This is a genomic window from Acinetobacter rathckeae (assembly GCF_015627125.1).
GTDB lineage: Bacteria > Pseudomonadota > Gammaproteobacteria > Pseudomonadales > Moraxellaceae > Acinetobacter > Acinetobacter rathckeae.
Genome location: NZ_VTDO01000009.1, coordinates 70637 through 86981, shown reverse-complemented (window position 1 = coordinate 86981; position 16345 = coordinate 70637). Strand labels below are relative to the sequence as shown.

The window sequence follows — 16345 nt, the reverse complement described above, 5'->3', positions numbered from 1 at the left end:
GGGGCTTTTTTTTATGCTGGAAATTCAATCAGACTTAAGAAAATATAATATCCTTCATCAAAATACATATTCCTAACTCAGTAAACTTGCCGCTATATTTATACAAATTGCTAAAATTAAGGTGTTATACGCAAACGCCAACAACAAATGCAACGTATTAAAACGTCTCATACGTGAACTTGTAAGCGATACGTCTGCTATGTAGGTGTTATTAAAGCTTTGAGAATTTATAAAAATAAAGATATTCTTTAAACCTGTATGTTTTTTATAAATCATGTGTTATAAAAAGTATTAACGGCATAGATTTTGCTAGTTAAAAGGATTTATTATGAAGTTGTCTTTAGGTTTAAGAGTGAGTAACTCTTTATCGCTCACACCTCAGTTACAACAGGCGATTCGACTGTTGCAGCTGTCTAATCTAGAGCTGGAACAAGAAGTTCAACTTCAATTAGAAAGTAATCCATTATTAGAGAGAGTAGAACAAGACTCTTTAGATCAGCAAGTTGAAGTACCTGAACAGGCTAATCAAGAGCTTTCAGATGCAATAAATAGTGATTTTTTGCCAGATGAACTCCCAGTAGATACTCAGTGGGATGATATTTATACTCATCAACCAACGACATTAGGTACTGCTGATTTTGAGGAGCGAGAAGATAATAGAGCAACACACACGTCATTAAAACAACATGTGGAAAGCCAAATTAATTTATTACATTTTTCAGATGTTGATCGTCTTATTGCTTTTTGTATTGTTGATGCTTTAGATGAAAAAGGTTTTTTGACTGAAACACTTGATGAAGTTGTTGAGGCAGTAAATAGGTTATTACTTCAAGCTGATCTTGAGTATGAATATGTTGAAGAGCATGAAGTTTTAGTCGTATTAAAATATATTCAGCAATTAGAGCCTGTGGGGATAGGTGCTCGTGGATTGATTGAACATTTAATGATTCAACTAGAAAGTATGGGTAGCTCTAAATTATTAGTGTTGAATGCAAGAAAGATCTTAAATCATTATCAGTTTTTAGTGAATAATGATCTCAATAAATTACTAAAAGCAACGGCTTTAAAAGCGGATGAATTAAAGCAGGCGCTAGCATTTATTAAGATGTTAAAGCCGTATCCTGGTGTTGGTTTTGAGGAAAATGAAACGGAATATCAAATTCCAGATGTCGTTATTTTGAAAGAGGAAGGCGTTTGGAGGGTTAAACTTAACCCAGATATTTTACCTAAACTAAGAATTAACTCTTTTTATGCAAGTATGATTAAACGTGCAGATCAGAGTGACGATAACCAATATATAAAAAATCAAATGCTAGAAGCAAAGAACTTTATTAAAAGTATAGATGAACGTCATAAAACTTTATTGAAAGTGGCAACATGTATTGCTAAGCATCAAAAAAGCTTTTTAGAACAAGGTGCTGAAGCCATGAAGCCATTGGTTTTGAGAGATGTTGCTGATGAAGTTGAACTACATGAGTCGACGGTTTCACGTGTAACGACCAATAAATATGTATTAACACCTAAAGGTTTGTTTGAGTTGAAGTATTTCTTTTCAAGTCATGTTGGTACATCTGAGGGGGGAGAGTGCTCTTCAACAGCAATTAGAGCAATGATTAAGAAAATTATTGCTGCAGAAAACCCATGTAAGCCACTTTCTGATAATACGATTGCTAATTTACTTAAAGAAGAGGGAATAGATGTAGCTAGACGTACAGTTGCAAAATATAGGGAGTCTTTACGTATTTCTTCTTCCTCTGAGCGTAAAGTAATTATTTAATCAGAAGCTATTTTTTATCAGCGCCTTTATATGTTTTTTGTGTCAAATTATAGATGAGTTAATGAATTCGTGTACCTGTTTATAGTAAAATAGCCGACTTTTAGTCTTAGATCGACCACGAGGTCTTTATTATGAATAGCGAGCAACTGACAGAAATTTTAAAGACAGCATTTCCTCAAGCTGAGGTCGTGGTAGTAGGCCAAGCTGGAAAGTTTGAATTACGCGTAGTTGATGATATTTTTATAGGTAAACGTCCTGTTGCACGTCAGCAAATGGTTTATGCACCATTAAATACATTTATTGCTGATGGTTCTGTACATGCGGTAACAATTAGAGCAATGACAAAAGAAGAATGGCGTAAAGCAAGCGTATTTGGAGTATAAATATCAAATGGATAAATTTATTATTCAAGGTGGTAATGTTTTAAAAGGTGAGGTACGTATCTCTGGTGCTAAGAATGCAGCATTACCATTGCTTGCTGCAACAATTCTTGCGGAAACACCAATTACTATTACAAATGTACCAAATTTAAAAGATGTAAATACTTTAGTAAAACTCATTGAAGGCCTAGGTATTACCATCAGTTATGATCATAACGATGTGGTTAAAGCAGATACTTCAACTTTAAATAATCAATTTGCACCCTATGAATTGGTGAAAACCATGCGTGCATCTATTTTAGTATTAGGTCCATTACTTGCACGTTATGGTGAAGCTAAAGTGTCTTTGCCTGGTGGTTGTGCAATTGGTTCTCGCCCTGTAGACCAACACTTAAAAGCTTTAGAGGCTTTAGGTGCGCAGATAGAAGTTGAAGCGGGTTATGTAAATGCCAAAGTTGATGGTCGCTTAAAAGGTGGCGAAGTTGTTTTTGATATGGTCACGGTTGGTGGCACAGAAAATATATTGATGGCTGCTGTACTTGCTGAGGGTGTGACAACGATTCGTAACGCAGCAAGGGAGCCAGAAATTACTGACCTTGCACATATGCTTGTGAAAATGGGTGCGCAAATATCAGGAATAGATACAGATACTTTGGTCGTGACAGGTGTAGAAAAACTGCATGGCTGTGAGTATGCTGTTGTTGCTGATCGTATTGAAACAGGTTCTTATTTAGCTGCTGCTGCAATTACAGGTGGATGTGTTAAAACAACACATACTGATCCTATTTTACTTGAAGCAGTACTTGAGAAATTTGAAGAAATGGGGGCTGAAGTTACCCGCGGTGAGAATTGGATTGAGCTAGATATGCAAGGTAAACGCCCGAAAGCAGTCAGCTTTCGTACTTTGCCACACCCAGAATTTCCAACCGACATGCAAGCACAGGTCATGGCTGTAAATACCATTGCGAGTGGGTTTTCTACGATTTCAGAAACAATTTTTGAAAATCGTTTTATGCATGTCCCTGAATTGTCACGTCTGGGTGCGAATATTGCAGTTGAAGGGAATGATGCGACTGTTACAGGTGTAGATAAATTATCTGCAGCGCCTGTGATGGCAACAGATTTGAGAGCCTCTTTTTCTCTAGTTTTAGCGGCGCTTGCTGCTGAAGGGGAAACATTAGTTGATCGTATTTACCATATTGACCGTGGGTACGAGAAAATTGAAGAAAAATTACAAGGCCTTGGTGCACAAATTAAGCGAGTAAGTGAGTAAATCATGAGTGACTTTCGAAACGATGATCCGAATTTTGAAGTAATGGGAAATTTTGATCATGGTTTGACTTTGGCATTGAGTAAAGGGCGTATTTTGAAAGAAACGTTACCCTTACTTGAGCAAGCAGGCATTAATCTGTTAGAAGATCCAGACAAGTCACGTAAGTTGATTTTTCCAACAACGCATAAATTGGTCAGAATATTGATCTTACGTGCCTCAGATGTACCAACATATGTTGAAAATGGTGCGGCAGATTTAGGTGTTGCAGGTAAAGATGTACTGATGGAACATGGGGCTCAAAATGTATATGAGCCACTTGATTTGAAAATTGCAAACTGTCGTTTGATGACTGCTGCAAAAGTAGGTATGCAAAGACCTCAAGGTCGTTTAAAGATCGCGACTAAGTATGTGAACTTAACTCGACAGTACTATGCAAGTCTTGGTGAACAGGTTGATGTGATTAAACTGTATGGTTCGATGGAGCTTGCACCATTGGTTGGGTTGGGTGATTATATTGTTGATGTGGTTGATACTGGAAATACATTACGAGCCAATGGATTAGAACCACTGGAAGAAATTTGTACGGTATCTTCTCGTTTGATTATTAATAAAGCGAGTTTTAAACGTAAGCAAGCTTTACTCAATCCAATTATGACCCAGCTTGAACAGGCGGTTGCTGCCCGCCAAGCTTAATATGTGAAAAATCAATGTTAATGACATGTTTTTTTCATCATCATTTTAGTATTGTATGATCATCAATGCCCACAAGTAGACAAAAAAAGGTTAAACTTGCGCCTTAATTGTTAAAACTTGTGGGTAAATTGATGCGACGTTTATCGACTCAAGACCAAAATTTCAAACAGGTCTTTGCGGATTTATTGGCTTTTGCTACAGTCAATGATCCTGAGCTTCTCTCAACTGTAGATCAAATCATTTCGGATGTACGCCAACATGGCGATGCACATGTATTAAAATTAACACAACAATTTGATCGACATCCTGCGCATCAATTTTCTGAGTTAGAGTTATCTCAAGAGCAACTAAAAGTTGCATTTGAGGGTTTAAATGCAGATGTTCGCCAAGCATTAGAACTTGCAGCCAAGCGTATTCGTTCATTTCATGAAGCACAAAAGCAAACTGGCTGGACGTATGTTGATGATTTAGGCAATACTTTAGGTCAAAAAGTCACACCGCTTGACCGTGTGGGAATTTATGTACCCGGTGGTTTAGCGTCTTATCCGTCATCTGTACTTATGAATGCACTGCCTGCACACGTAGCGGGTGTTGCTGAAATTATTATGGTTGTTCCTGCGCCAAATGGTGAATTAAATCCATTGGTATTGGCTGCTGCCTATTTAGCAGGAGTACATCGAGTATTTGCCATTGGTGGTGCTCAAGCAGTTGCGGCACTTGCATATGGTACAGAGACTGTACCTGCTGTAGATAAAATCACAGGGCCGGGTAATCGCTTTGTTGCGGCGGCCAAAAGAGCTGTTTTTGGTCAGTGTGGTATAGACATGATTGCAGGCCCATCAGAAATTTTGGTATATGCTGAAGGGGATAATGACCCGAAATGGATTGCAATGGACTTGTTGTCTCAAGCAGAGCATGACACGGTTGCACAAGCTATTTTTATTACGCCTGACGAAGACTTTTTAAAAGCAGTTGCTGAAGCGATTGAGATGCATTTAGATGTGTTACCAAAAGCCGAAATTGCAAAAACATCAATTCAAAACCGTGGTGCATTGGTACTCGTAAAAGACCGTGCAGAAGCAATTGAACTGATTAATCAAGTTGCACCTGAGCATCTACAGTTATGTGTAGATGATGCACAGGCAATGAGTGAGCAGATTCGTCACGCAGGCGCAATTTTCATGGGGCGTTATACCCCTGAAGCAATTGGAGATTACTGTGCAGGGCCGAACCATGTGTTGCCAACGTCGGGAACAGCACGTTTTTCTTCACCACTGGGTGTATATGATTTTCAAAAACGTTCTAGTTTGATTATGTGCTCTAAAGAAGGTGTGAAACCTTTAGCACAGGCCGCAGATATTTTGGCTTTAGAAGAAAACCTAGAGGCACATGCTCGTTCAGCTCGTTATCGTTATCAGGTCTAGTTTATTGAATATAAAAGGGCCATGATGGCCCTTTTGAGGTGAAAGATGGCTGTTTCAACACAACAAATGCGTTTTTGGAGCCCTGAAGTACGTGAGTTAGAACCATACGTACCAGGTGAGCAACCGAAAGTAATGAATCTTTTAAAATTAAATACCAATGAAAATCCGTATCCGCCATCGCCTAAAGTGGCTGAAGCGGTTGCGATGGTTTTAGAGCAACAGGCAGATGCCTTACGACTGTATCCTGACCCAGATGCAACGGTATTAAAACAAGCGATTGCAACCCAACAGGGTGTTGATTTAAACCACGTGTTTGTCGGAAATGGTTCTGATGAAGTGCTTGCACATATCTTTAAAGCCTTTTTTATTCAAGATGAACCAATCTTGTCGCCAGACATTAGCTATAGCTTTTACCCTGTATATAGCCAATTTTTTACAGTGAAAACCAAAAAAATTGCACTTGATGCAAATTTTGAAGTCAATGTAAAAGATTATAATCAGCCCAATGGTGGTGTGATTATTGCTAATCCAAATGCCCCGACCAGTATTGCACTTGATCTGTCAGAGATTGAGTATTTACTACAACATAATCCTGACCGTGTGGTTGTGATTGATGAAGCCTATGTAGATTTTGGTGCCACATCTGCTGTAAGTCTAGTGGCTCGTTATGATAATTTGGTGGTGTGTCAAACGACCTCTAAATCACGCTCTTTGGCGGGGTTGCGTGTTGGGTTTGCTATAGCACAGCCACATTTAATTGCGGCTTTAGAAGCGGTTAAAAATAGTTTTAATTCATACCCTATAGATCGCTTTGCGATTGCTGCAGCTACAGCATCTTTTCAAGATCAGGCGTATTTTGAGGAACAATGTCAAAAGGTGATTGATTGTCGTGAGTCTTTGATTAATCAGTTACAAGGTTTGGGCTTCACGGTATTGCCATCAAAAGCAAACTTTATTTTTGTGACGCATACATCGAATGATACAAAACTATTGGCAACAAAACTGCGTGAACAAGGTATTATTGTTCGGCATTTTAACCAAGAACGTATAGATCAGTTTTTACGTATTACTGTAGGTACAGACGAACAAAATATGCGTTTAGTAGGTGCTTTAAAAAATTTGATCATATAAATAAAAAAAGAGCGTATCTAATGTCAAGGCACAGTATTTGTTTAAACATGATTGTGAAAAATGAAGCGAATATTATTGTAGATACACTCGATAATATTCGTAGTTATATTGACATTGATTATGTGGTGATCTGTGATACTGGGTCTACAGATGAAACCATATCGGTGATAGAACGCTATTTAGCACAGCATCAGTTAGCTGGTGAAGTGCATGAGCATACTTGGGTTAATTTTGCCCACAACCGTAATCTTGCTTTGGCACAGTGTGAAGGCAAAGCAGATTACGTTTTTATTTTTGATGCAGATGACCGATTTCATGGTCAGTTTAGTTTACCTGAGCCACTCAATGAAGATGTGTATGAGCTACAGTTTAGGAGTGCTGAAAGAGATTTCTTTTATACCCGCCAGCTATTGTTTAAAAATAATGGTTGCTTACATTGGGTGGGTGTATTACATGAGTGTTTGGTTGAAAAAATAAGTCTGTAACACGCTGTCAGGTATCTGGTGATTATTATATTCAGACAGGGCATTTTGGGGCAAGAAGCCAAGATCCTAATAAATATTTAAATGATGCACTTTTATTGCAAGATACTTATGAAATAGAACAAGATCCCTTATTAAAATCACGTTATGCGTATTATTGTGCAACGTCATATTATAGTTATGGGAATATAGCCAAAGCTAAAGAGTGGTTTAACCGACGTATCACCATTGGATGTATGTCAGAAAATAAGGTGGAAAGCTATTTAGCATGTCGGTATTTAGGTACGCTGTATCAGCAAGACCAACAATTTGAACACGCGATTTTTATTTGGTTAAAAGGTGCAAATATCTGTCCGAGGTATTTAGAGTGTTTGTATGAAGTGAGTGAGCTGTATAAACGGTTAGGAGATATCCAAATTGCTTATGACATGGTCATGCTTGCAAAGTATAGACAGTATCATGAATGTGGTACGGCTTTAGAGCCAAATGTTATAAATTATGGTTTGGATTATCAAATGCTCACGCTTGCACTGCCATTAGGGCGAAAAAATGAGGCCTATGTGGCATGGAAAAGATTGCTTACACAGCCTTTTTTTCACAACAGCTCAATCATGAGCTTTTAGCCTATCAGTCAAATTTTACAGATTTAATCACACAAGAAGATGCATCTACACAACAGCAGATAGCACAATATGTGCAACAATTGCATGCCATTGCACCATCAAGCCACTGAATAATAGCTGTTGAGTAAGTTCTGCATGGCTAAAATTTTATCAAGACATTCTTGGTACTCGGCATCTTGTTTGGATGCAATAGTGATACCACCGCCTGCCCATAGGGATAATTCATGTTCATACTTTTGAATGGATCGAATAAGAATATTCCAACAACCTGTACCATCTAAGTTGAAGTAGCCTAAAGAACCACAATATGCACCTCTTGCTTGTTGTTCTAATTCAGCAATGATTTGCATGGCTCTGATTTTTGGTGCCCCTGTAATTGAACCACCAGGCAGTGCATCAAATAGCATCTGTAATGGGTGGGTCTGTGTTTTTAGGGTGGCTTGTACTTCACTGACCATATGATGGACTTGTTGAAAACTTTCAATGTCAAACAGCTGATTGGTTTTGACTGACCCTGTTTCGGCATATATGCTCAGGTCGTTACGTAAAAGATCCACAATCATCACATTTTCAGCTTGGTCCTTTTCTGAATGTTTGAGTGTGTTTTTGGACTGTTCATCTTTTTGAGGGTCGTGAAGGTAACGTGGCATAGTGCCTTTGATGGGGCGAGTTTTAATCACACGGTTGGCTTCAAACTCAATAAATAATTCAGGTGAGCAACTGAGTAGTTCAAAGTTTTTAAGTCTTAAATAGCCTGCATAAGGTGCATTGGTGAGTGTCCAAAATGCTTTTGCAGTGCTGAGTAAGTCCCCTTGTGCATGGGCAGTAAAGGCCTGTGTGAGATTAATCTGATAACAATCGCCTGCTTTAATGTAGTCAATGACCTGTTGAAAAGCTTGATTGTATTTTGATCTTTCCCATTTGGCTTGGCAGAGGTTGTTGAGCTGAAAAGTTTGCAGTGATGCTTTTGTGGTCAGCTGTTGATTAATTTTTTGAAAAATCTTTGCTGCTTCAGGCTCATGACTATAAAAAAACCACTGCTGTTGTTCGTATTTTAAATAAGACAGATATAAGCCTAAATATAATTCAGGTTGTGGGCAAGATGGACTTGTAATGTACTGTTGTGCAGCATAGTCATAGCCCACGAAGCCGATCCAACCACCATGAAAGCCATGTTCAGATATCGATGTTACTATTTTTTGAGGTCGGGTATGTTCAAGCAAGTGTTGTTGGTTGCTTGGTTGCTGACTATAGTTCCACCCAGCTTGGCGAGTATATACGTGCATTTTGCCATGCTGTGCTTGCCAATACTGTTTAGGCAAAAGACCAATCACAGGTTTGCCATGGTCCTCTAAATAGATAAGGCCATGCAGGGGAGAGAGTTGTGCCAAAAGGTCTGCTGTTGCAGCAGGGCATGAGGTAATCGCTTGTTTATACACAGGTGTCATAGAATAAATTAAGGCTGAATCAGGGTTGTTCATCTGCAGTTCGATGTAGTGTTTCTAAATGCAACGGATAGTGTTGTTGCTCTCGATCTGAAAAGTAGTGGGTGAGGGTTCTACGTACACTTTGAAAGGCGAGTTCATCCCATGGAATGTCATCTTTGTGGAATAACCGACTTTCAATGGTTTCAGTGCCTGCACCAAAGATGCCATCTTTGAGCTGTGCTTTGAAAATGGCATAAATTTGGCCAATATGTGGAATATCGTACAGACAATATAATTGTTCGGTGTTGATCTGTGCTTCGGCTTCTTCTAAAGTCTCTCGCTCAGCACCTTGCTGCATGGTTTCATTGAGCTCCATGTAGCCTGCAGGTAAAGTCCAGTAACCATGGCGTGGTTCAATGGCACGCCGACACAATAAAATTTGCTCTTGCCAAATGACCAATGCACCGCAAATCACTTTAGGGTTTTCATAGTGAATATTGCCACATGCCGAACAGACTTGGCGAGGTTTATCATCGCCCAGTGGTATTTTCTTAGTCGTTGGTTGTCCGCAATGTGTACAACAATTCATATGTCACTTCTATTGGCCTGTTGCGTTTAAGCATAACGTAAAAAAAAGCGTTTGGCATCATTTTACGTGAAAAACACCATACTTTTGCTTGGTGATATCTCATAAAAATTATCTTGCATGCTTTTAATGTAAGGCTATGAAAAGATAGTGATTTTACGCTAAGGTGTTGAACTCTACTTTCTGAAAGCGAAACCTATGGCTGTAAAGCGGTATGTACTAAATATTTTTATATAAAGCCAATGCTTGATGTTGTACTGCATCGGTTACGAACGTCACATAAAAACTATCGCGAAGTTGTGATGACTCACGTATGATAGCGTCAATTTGGTATTTATTTTTTAATGAAAGGCATGCATGAAACTGTTAGCACTTGAAACAGCCAATGAGCAATGTTCTGTGGCAATCACTGATGACACAAATTTAGTGTTTAATACGGTGAATCATCAGGCCAAAATGCAAACGCAAACCTTATTGCCGATGATAGAGCAAGGTTTACAGCAGTGCGAAATACAATCGAATCAAATAAATGTGATTGCATTTAGTCGTGGCCCAGGTTCATTTAGTGGCGTACGTATTAATGCTGCGGTTGCACAGGCATTGGCATGGGCCAATGATTTACCTGTTGTACCTGTATCGACTTTACAAGCACTGGCACAAGCGGCTTATCGTTTACACGGTTTAACTGAAGTGACCACTGTGCTTGATGCAAAAATGAAAGAAGTGTACTTGGCTCATTTTGTATTAGATGAAAATAAAGTCATGCAAGCCGTAGGTGAAGAACAACTACTGAACTATCTGGATGCACAAGCACAAATAAAGTTTACTTTAGTTGGGTCAGGTGCTGCATTGCTAAAACCACTTGCAACCTTTGGTGGCATTGTTGCTACCGCAGAAGATGTAGCATATTTGGGGCAGTATTATGCTGCTAAAAAAGCTTGGGTGAGTGCTGAATATGCACTACCTGTATATTTAAGAGATAATGCTTGGAAGAAAATTGCTGACCAAGGCAAAGCATAACAATTAGGACACCGTATGGATATTATTTTACTTCTAAAAGCTGCACTTATGGGCTTGGTTGAAGGTATTACAGAGTTTTTACCCATTTCAAGTACAGGCCATTTAATTTTAACAGGGCAGTTACTTGACTTTTGGACCCCTGAGAAAAGAGATATGTTTTCAGTGGCTGTGCAAATTGGTGCAATTGCCGCTGTCATTTATGAATATTGGGGTAAATTGTGGGGATCATTGATTGGTGCATTGACAGGAAATGCCCAAGGTAGACGTTTAAGTATTAACCTTATTGTTGCCACCATTCCTATTATGCTGATTGGCTTAACTTTTGGTGAAACATTAAAGGCCTATTTATTTAATGCGGTGACTGTGGCAATTGCATTGATTGTAGGTGGCTTTATTATTATTTGGGCGGAACGCCGTCAGCATACGATTGTGAGTCATGAAGTCGATGACTTTAGTTTAAAACAAGCCTTGCTGATTGGGTTAATACAATGTTTTGCCTTGATTCCTGGTACATCTCGTTCAGGATCTACCATTATTGGCTCGTTGTTTTTAGGTATTTCTAGAAAAGCCGCGGCTGAATTTTCTTTCTTTTTAGGTATTCCTGTACTGATGGGAGCAGGTCTATTAGACATGTACAAAATGCGTCATGACTTACATAGCAATGATTTAGAAGTCTTGGCAGTTGGTATTGTGGTGGCTTTTGTATCTGCTTTAGTGGTGATTCGTGCATTAATTCGTTATGTGTCTAAACATAACTTTATGGCATTTGCGTACTACCGTATTGTGTTTGGGTTATTTATTTTACTAACATGGTTCACAGGTTGGGTGCATTGGTAATGCGTTTGACCTGTTGGTATACGCCGTCATGTGCAGATCAGTTGCCTGACTTACAAACGCGTTTGCTCAGGCGTGGCGTAGAAATAAATGCCCAAGAAATAGCACTGATTAATGCCAAGTTTTTGCGTTTAAACCCAGTGCTTGCATTGGTATTGGATGTTGATGGTTTAAGCTTAACTGCCAGTGGCATGAAAATGCAGCCTGATTGGGTCGCGGAAATTGGGCGTTTAAAACGAGCAACACTAAAAACAGAAATGCTCGTACGAGCTACGCAAGCCAATGATCAGCCGTATTTAATTGATGCAACTGCAGGTTTAGGCCATGACAGTTTATTGATGGCTAAGTTTGGAGCCAAGGTGACACTCATTGAGCGTCATCCTGTTTTATTTACGTTACTTGAAGAAACGTATCGGCAAGCCCAGCAAGATGCGTTTTTAGCACCCATTGTGGCCAATATTACATTGCTGTTTGCTGATGCAGAAGACTATTTGTCACAATGTCATGCTCAAAAACAAATGGTTGATGTGGTTTATCTTGACCCGATGTTTCCGCAGCGTGACCAAAATCATCAACGACAAAAAAAACAAGCACAAGTGAAAAAACAAATGCAAATACTGCATTTACTGTTGCCTGAAGATGGTGAAATGGACTTGGGTGATGGATTATTGTTACAAGCACAACAGATTGCTAAAAGAGTCATTGTAAAACGCCCTCGTCATGCGGTATTTTTAAATGATGATGAACCACAGCATCAGTGGTTGGGTGATGCATGCCGTTTTGATGGCTATTTTCGGGTGAATTCAAGCCAGTAAGGACACTTGGTTTGAATCTATCTTGTGCAACAGCGTGTAGAAATATTGCTTAACTCTAAGGCGAGCGTACATGACTCAAATAAACCTCGTGGTTGCGGACTCGCAAAAAAATGATTGATCTAAAACCTTCCATTAACTTTTGGCATGATTTGAAAAGTAACCAAACAGCAGGGCTTTGGCTGTTTTTGGGTTCTCGTAAGTCTTTGCAAGTGGTACATCCATCTATTTTCCAACTTTTGTTCTGGGGTGTTGTGGCGGGTAGTGTCAATACACTTTATAGCTGGATGGTTGCTGGGCAGGTTGGGGCACTGAATCCACAAGGTTTGATTAGCTATGCCTTATGGCCTTTTATTGCATTGATTGTGGGTATTTTTTTATCGCAACGGATGAATAATCCACGTTTAATGCTTGTGCCTGCACTCTTGTGGTTGGTCTTAGATAGCAATATTTTATTGATTCAATGTATTTTACAGTACTTGGGTGACAATAACTTTCTCAACTTTTTACCAGACGCTGTATATAACTTTTTGCCGAACTTATTTATGATTTTGTTTGTGTGGCAAAGTATTGCAGTGATTTGGGTATTTGCTCGTGAGTTAAAATGGCCATGGTGGGAGCGAGGCCTCATTATGTTTGCCACGGTCTGTACCTTGGTGGTATGGCAAATGTCAGTCAAAGAGCAACCCATTTGGAAAGTGGAAGACGTTGCACCGACCATTTCAGAAGATGTGTTATATGCTCAAGGAAACTTGCTAAAAAAGTCACTCGATCAAATACAGTTGGGTGATTTTGCACAAACCCATTGGTATTTTTTGGGTGTTGCAGGTGATAGTTATGATTCGGTGTTTAGCTCAGAAGTACAACGGATTAAAGCACAGTTTGATACCCGCTTTGGAACATTAGGACGTTCTATTCAGCTCGTGAACGACCCAGATACGGGCACGACTCTGCCAATCGCTTCACAAACCAGTATACAACTTGCACTCAACCGTATTGGTCAGCAAATGAACCGAGACACAGATGTACTGTTTTTATATATGACATCGCACGGTTTGGCCAATCAGTTTGAATTAGAAAATGCCCCAATTGATTTACGTCAAGTTGACCCACGTTGGTTACGTGGTGCTTTAGATCAAGCAGGCATTAAATGGCGTGTGATTGTGATTTCATCGTGCTATTCGGGCAGTTTTATACCTGCATTGCAATCAGATAATACGTTGGTCATTACGGCATCTGCGGCAGATCGTTCCTCTTTTGGTTGTAATAGTCAAGCCGACTATACTTATTTTGGTCGTGCTTTTTTTGATCAGGCCATGCGTGAAAAAACAACATTACATGATGCCTTTTTAGATGCACAAGCGACAGTCTCTAAGTGGGAAAGTGCTCAAGGTTTTGAGCCTTCTGAACCCCAGTGGGCGTTGGGTAAAAATATGCAACTGATGTTGCCACAGTTAGAAAAACATTTATTTCCAAGTAATAATCCTGCCATACCAATCAATCATATTGAACCTATACAAATGAGTCAGCCTTAGGAGGTCATTGTGGAGCAAATACAATCGAATATGTGTTTTGATGGTGAACAACGTATTTACACATGGTCATCTAAAGCACTCAAAAGTGACAGTAAATTTTCAGTGTATCTACCACCTAAAGCACTACAAGGCCAGCCATGTATGGCTTTGTTTTTTTTAGCAGGACTGACCTGTAATGAAGAAACCTTTGCGATTAAAGCACATGCACAAAAAATCGCATCAACGCTCGGTATTATTTTAATTATGCCTGATACTTCACCCAGAGGTGATGGGGTTGCAGATGATGCACATTGGGATTTAGGGCAGGGTGCAGGTTTTTATATTAACGCGACACAAACGCCGTGGTCTGAGCATTTTCAGATGGAACGTTATATTGTGGATGAGTTGTATGAGCATGTTGTAGCAAGCTTTCCGATTAATTGTGAGAAAATTGGCATTATGGGGCATAGTATGGGGGGGCATGGTGCGTTGACTTTGGCATGGAAATATCCAGAGAAATTTAAAACGGTTTCGGCATTTGCTCCTATTTGTGCCCCAACGCAATGTGCTTGGGGGCAAAAAGCTTTTCAAGCCTATTTAGGTGATGCCAGTGACAGTGATTGGTCAGCACACGATGCAGTGGCATTAGTCGAGCATAAAGGTGCATTGTTTTCTGAGGTATTGATTGACCAAGGAAAGAATGATCAATTTTACTCGCAATTAAACCCACATTTACTAAAACAAGCGTGCCAAAAAGTAGGTCAGAAGTTGATGTTGCGAGAGCATGCTGGCTATGATCATGGTTACTATTTTATTCAAAGTTTTATAGCAGATCATTTGCGTTTCCATGCTTCTTATTTTAGTCAGGTTGACTTCAAACACTGACAAAAATTGGCAAATTTGCTATGATAGCCACCACTATTCATGCCATATATTAGGTCTTTTATGTCTAAGCCATATTTAATTGCACCCTCTATTTTATCAGCTGACTTTGCACGTTTAGGTGAAGATGTTGAAAAAGTCCTTGAAGCAGGTGCAGATGTGGTTCATTTTGATGTAATGGACAATCATTATGTACCGAACCTGACTTTTGGTGCAGGTGTATGTAAGGCATTAAAAAACTATGGTATTAAAGCACCAATTGATGTCCATTTAATGGTGTCGCCTGTTGACCGTATGATTGGTGATTTTTTAGAAGCAGGGGCTGACATTATCACTTTTCACCCAGAGGCCAGCGACCATATAGATCGTTCATTACAACTGATTCAGTCAGGCGGTGCAAAAGCAGGTTTAGTCTTCAACCCTGCAACGCCATTACATTATTTAGACTATGTGTTAGATAGAGTTGACCAAATTTTATTGATGAGTGTAAACCCAGGTTTTGGTGGACAAAAATTTATTCCAATGACCCTAGAAAAACTTCGTCAAGCACGCAAAATTATTGATGCCAGTGGTCGAGATATTCGTTTAGAAGTAGACGGTGGCGTGGGCCCTGCAAATATTCGAGCGATTGCCGAGGCGGGTGCAGATATGTTTGTGGCAGGTTCAGCAATTTTTAATCAACTTGACTATAAGACAGTGATTGATCAAATGCGTGCAGAATTAGCACAGGTATAATAAGTAATAAGGCATTGCTGTGTGTGAAGATCAAGCAGATGCAGGTGTATTACTGAAATTTTCATAAGATAGGCAAGTGTGGTATTTCATACTTGCCTATCTTTTATAAGGAGAATGTGATGTCATCTGAATTGTTTGAAACGCAGATGTCTAGCCCTGTTGGGCAATTACGCTTAATTGCTGATAATGAGGCATTGGTGGCCATTTGTTGGCTTGATGATTGTAAAACGCCATATGCTTCACAGCAATATACGCACAGCAATGAACATCATCTTTTATTGCAGACAAGACATGAGTTAAATCAATATTTTAACCATGAACGCCAATGTTTTGATGTCCCCACTAAATTTTTAAAAGGCACAGACTTTCAAAAACAAGTTTGGCAAGCTTTATGTGAAATTGAACGGGGTAAAACCACATCTTATGGTATTTTAGCCACCCATATTGATCGTCCAAAAGCTGTTAGGGCGGTTGCGACAGCGATTGCTCACAATCCGTTGTCGATTATTGTGCCGTGTCATCGTGTGGTGGGAAAACAAGGTGATTTAAGAGGCTTTGCAGGAGGCCTTAAAAATAAACAGTATTTACTAGATTTAGAGCAAGAATGATGTATATACTGAAAACATCATCACTTCGCTTTACAAAATGACAGGAACGCCAATGTAGTTCAGAAGCACTTATACATAGCACACATTTAAAGCTGTCCCTAATCTGTTACAATGGGGGCATTCGTCCTATATATTTTTCTGAAC

The 16345-nt window shown here is 39.3% G+C and carries 18 protein-coding genes and 1 pseudogene; 16 read left to right on the top strand and 3 right to left on the bottom strand.

Annotated elements, in window-relative coordinates; genetic code table 11:
* Positions 1 to 72: 72 nt before the first annotated feature.
* Positions 73 to 201: pseudogene (locus tag I2F31_RS13375) on the bottom strand (DUF1345 domain-containing protein); the annotation flags it as partial.
* A gap of 127 nt (positions 202 to 328) precedes the next feature.
* Here I2F31_RS13375 and I2F31_RS11960 point away from each other — a divergent pair.
* From I2F31_RS11960 to I2F31_RS13265, 9 genes are all read left to right on the top strand, one after another.
* Entirely contained in the window at positions 329 to 1777 is a 1449-nt protein-coding gene (locus tag I2F31_RS11960; RefSeq protein ID WP_195770123.1) for an RNA polymerase factor sigma-54, read from the top strand.
* 131 nt (positions 1778 to 1908) lie between these two features.
* Positions 1909 to 2160: a BolA family iron metabolism protein IbaG gene (ibaG, locus tag I2F31_RS11955; protein WP_195773935.1), complete on the top strand. Its 252-nt coding sequence runs from the start codon at positions 1909 to 1911 to the stop codon at positions 2158 to 2160.
* A 7-nt stretch (positions 2161 to 2167) separates the two neighbouring features.
* Complete coding sequence (murA, locus tag I2F31_RS11950; RefSeq protein WP_195770127.1) at positions 2168 to 3430, top strand: UDP-N-acetylglucosamine 1-carboxyvinyltransferase; 1263 nt, start codon at positions 2168 to 2170, stop codon at positions 3428 to 3430.
* A 3-nt stretch (positions 3431 to 3433) separates the two neighbouring features.
* Positions 3434 to 4123 carry an ATP phosphoribosyltransferase gene (gene hisG / locus I2F31_RS11945; protein ID WP_195770129.1) on the top strand — a complete coding sequence of 230 codons (690 nt, stop codon included), beginning with the start codon at positions 3434 to 3436 and terminating at the stop codon, positions 4121 to 4123.
* 119 nt (positions 4124 to 4242) lie between these two features.
* Positions 4243 to 5547: a histidinol dehydrogenase gene (gene hisD / locus I2F31_RS11940; protein ID WP_195770152.1), complete on the top strand. Its 1305-nt coding sequence runs from the start codon at positions 4243 to 4245 to the stop codon at positions 5545 to 5547.
* 45 nt (positions 5548 to 5592) lie between these two features.
* Complete coding sequence (gene hisC, locus I2F31_RS11935) at positions 5593 to 6678, top strand: histidinol-phosphate transaminase (protein ID WP_195770131.1); 1086 nt, start codon at positions 5593 to 5595, stop codon at positions 6676 to 6678.
* 20 nt (positions 6679 to 6698) lie between these two features.
* On the top strand, positions 6699 to 7163 hold the full coding sequence (locus I2F31_RS11930; RefSeq protein ID WP_195770133.1) for a glycosyltransferase: 465 nt from the start codon (positions 6699 to 6701) through the stop codon (positions 7161 to 7163).
* A 233-nt stretch (positions 7164 to 7396) separates the two neighbouring features.
* A complete protein-coding gene (locus I2F31_RS11925) occupies positions 7397 to 7783 on the top strand; it encodes a hypothetical protein (RefSeq protein WP_195773934.1) in 387 nt (128 codons plus the stop codon).
* Positions 7726 to 7893, top strand: a complete 168-nt coding sequence (locus I2F31_RS13265; protein WP_213014884.1) for a hypothetical protein — start codon at positions 7726 to 7728, stop codon at positions 7891 to 7893. Before I2F31_RS11925 ends, I2F31_RS13265 begins: the two co-directional genes overlap by 58 nt.
* Here the strand turns inward: I2F31_RS13265 and I2F31_RS11920 are convergent.
* Positions 7882 to 9231 carry an anthranilate synthase component I family protein gene (locus I2F31_RS11920; RefSeq protein WP_195770154.1) on the bottom strand — a complete coding sequence of 450 codons (1350 nt, stop codon included), beginning with the start codon at positions 9229 to 9231 and terminating at the stop codon, positions 7882 to 7884. The two genes, I2F31_RS13265 and I2F31_RS11920, sit on opposite strands and share 12 nt — an antisense overlap.
* Before the next feature lie 19 nt (positions 9232 to 9250).
* Entirely contained in the window at positions 9251 to 9799 is a 549-nt protein-coding gene (locus tag I2F31_RS11915; protein WP_195770136.1) for an NUDIX hydrolase, read from the bottom strand.
* 354 nt (positions 9800 to 10153) lie between these two features.
* On the opposite strand from I2F31_RS11915, the gene tsaB reads away from it, so the two are divergent.
* The 7 genes from tsaB (at position 10154) to I2F31_RS11880 (ending at position 16201) form a co-directional block, all read left to right on the top strand.
* On the top strand, positions 10154 to 10816 hold the full coding sequence (gene tsaB / locus I2F31_RS11910) for a tRNA (adenosine(37)-N6)-threonylcarbamoyltransferase complex dimerization subunit type 1 TsaB (RefSeq protein WP_195770138.1): 663 nt from the start codon (positions 10154 to 10156) through the stop codon (positions 10814 to 10816).
* 15 nt (positions 10817 to 10831) lie between these two features.
* Complete coding sequence (locus tag I2F31_RS11905) at positions 10832 to 11653, top strand: undecaprenyl-diphosphate phosphatase (RefSeq protein WP_195770140.1); 822 nt, start codon at positions 10832 to 10834, stop codon at positions 11651 to 11653.
* The gene (locus I2F31_RS11900; RefSeq protein WP_195770142.1) at positions 11653 to 12465 is read left to right on the top strand and encodes a class I SAM-dependent methyltransferase; all 813 of its coding nucleotides are present in this window, start codon (positions 11653 to 11655) and stop codon (positions 12463 to 12465) included. Before I2F31_RS11905 ends, I2F31_RS11900 begins: the two co-directional genes overlap by 1 nt.
* A 110-nt stretch (positions 12466 to 12575) precedes the next feature.
* Complete coding sequence (locus tag I2F31_RS11895; RefSeq protein WP_195770144.1) at positions 12576 to 13997, top strand: C13 family peptidase; 1422 nt, start codon at positions 12576 to 12578, stop codon at positions 13995 to 13997.
* Positions 13998 to 14006: 9 nt separating this feature from the next.
* Entirely contained in the window at positions 14007 to 14861 is an 855-nt protein-coding gene (gene fghA / locus I2F31_RS11890; protein ID WP_195770146.1) for an S-formylglutathione hydrolase, read from the top strand.
* Positions 14862 to 14921: 60 nt separating this feature from the next.
* Positions 14922 to 15593: a ribulose-phosphate 3-epimerase gene (gene rpe / locus I2F31_RS11885; protein ID WP_195770148.1), complete on the top strand. Its 672-nt coding sequence runs from the start codon at positions 14922 to 14924 to the stop codon at positions 15591 to 15593.
* Positions 15594 to 15712: 119 nt separating this feature from the next.
* The gene (locus tag I2F31_RS11880) at positions 15713 to 16201 is read left to right on the top strand and encodes a methylated-DNA--[protein]-cysteine S-methyltransferase (protein WP_228285931.1); all 489 of its coding nucleotides are present in this window, start codon (positions 15713 to 15715) and stop codon (positions 16199 to 16201) included.
* Positions 16202 to 16345 lie beyond the last annotated feature (144 nt).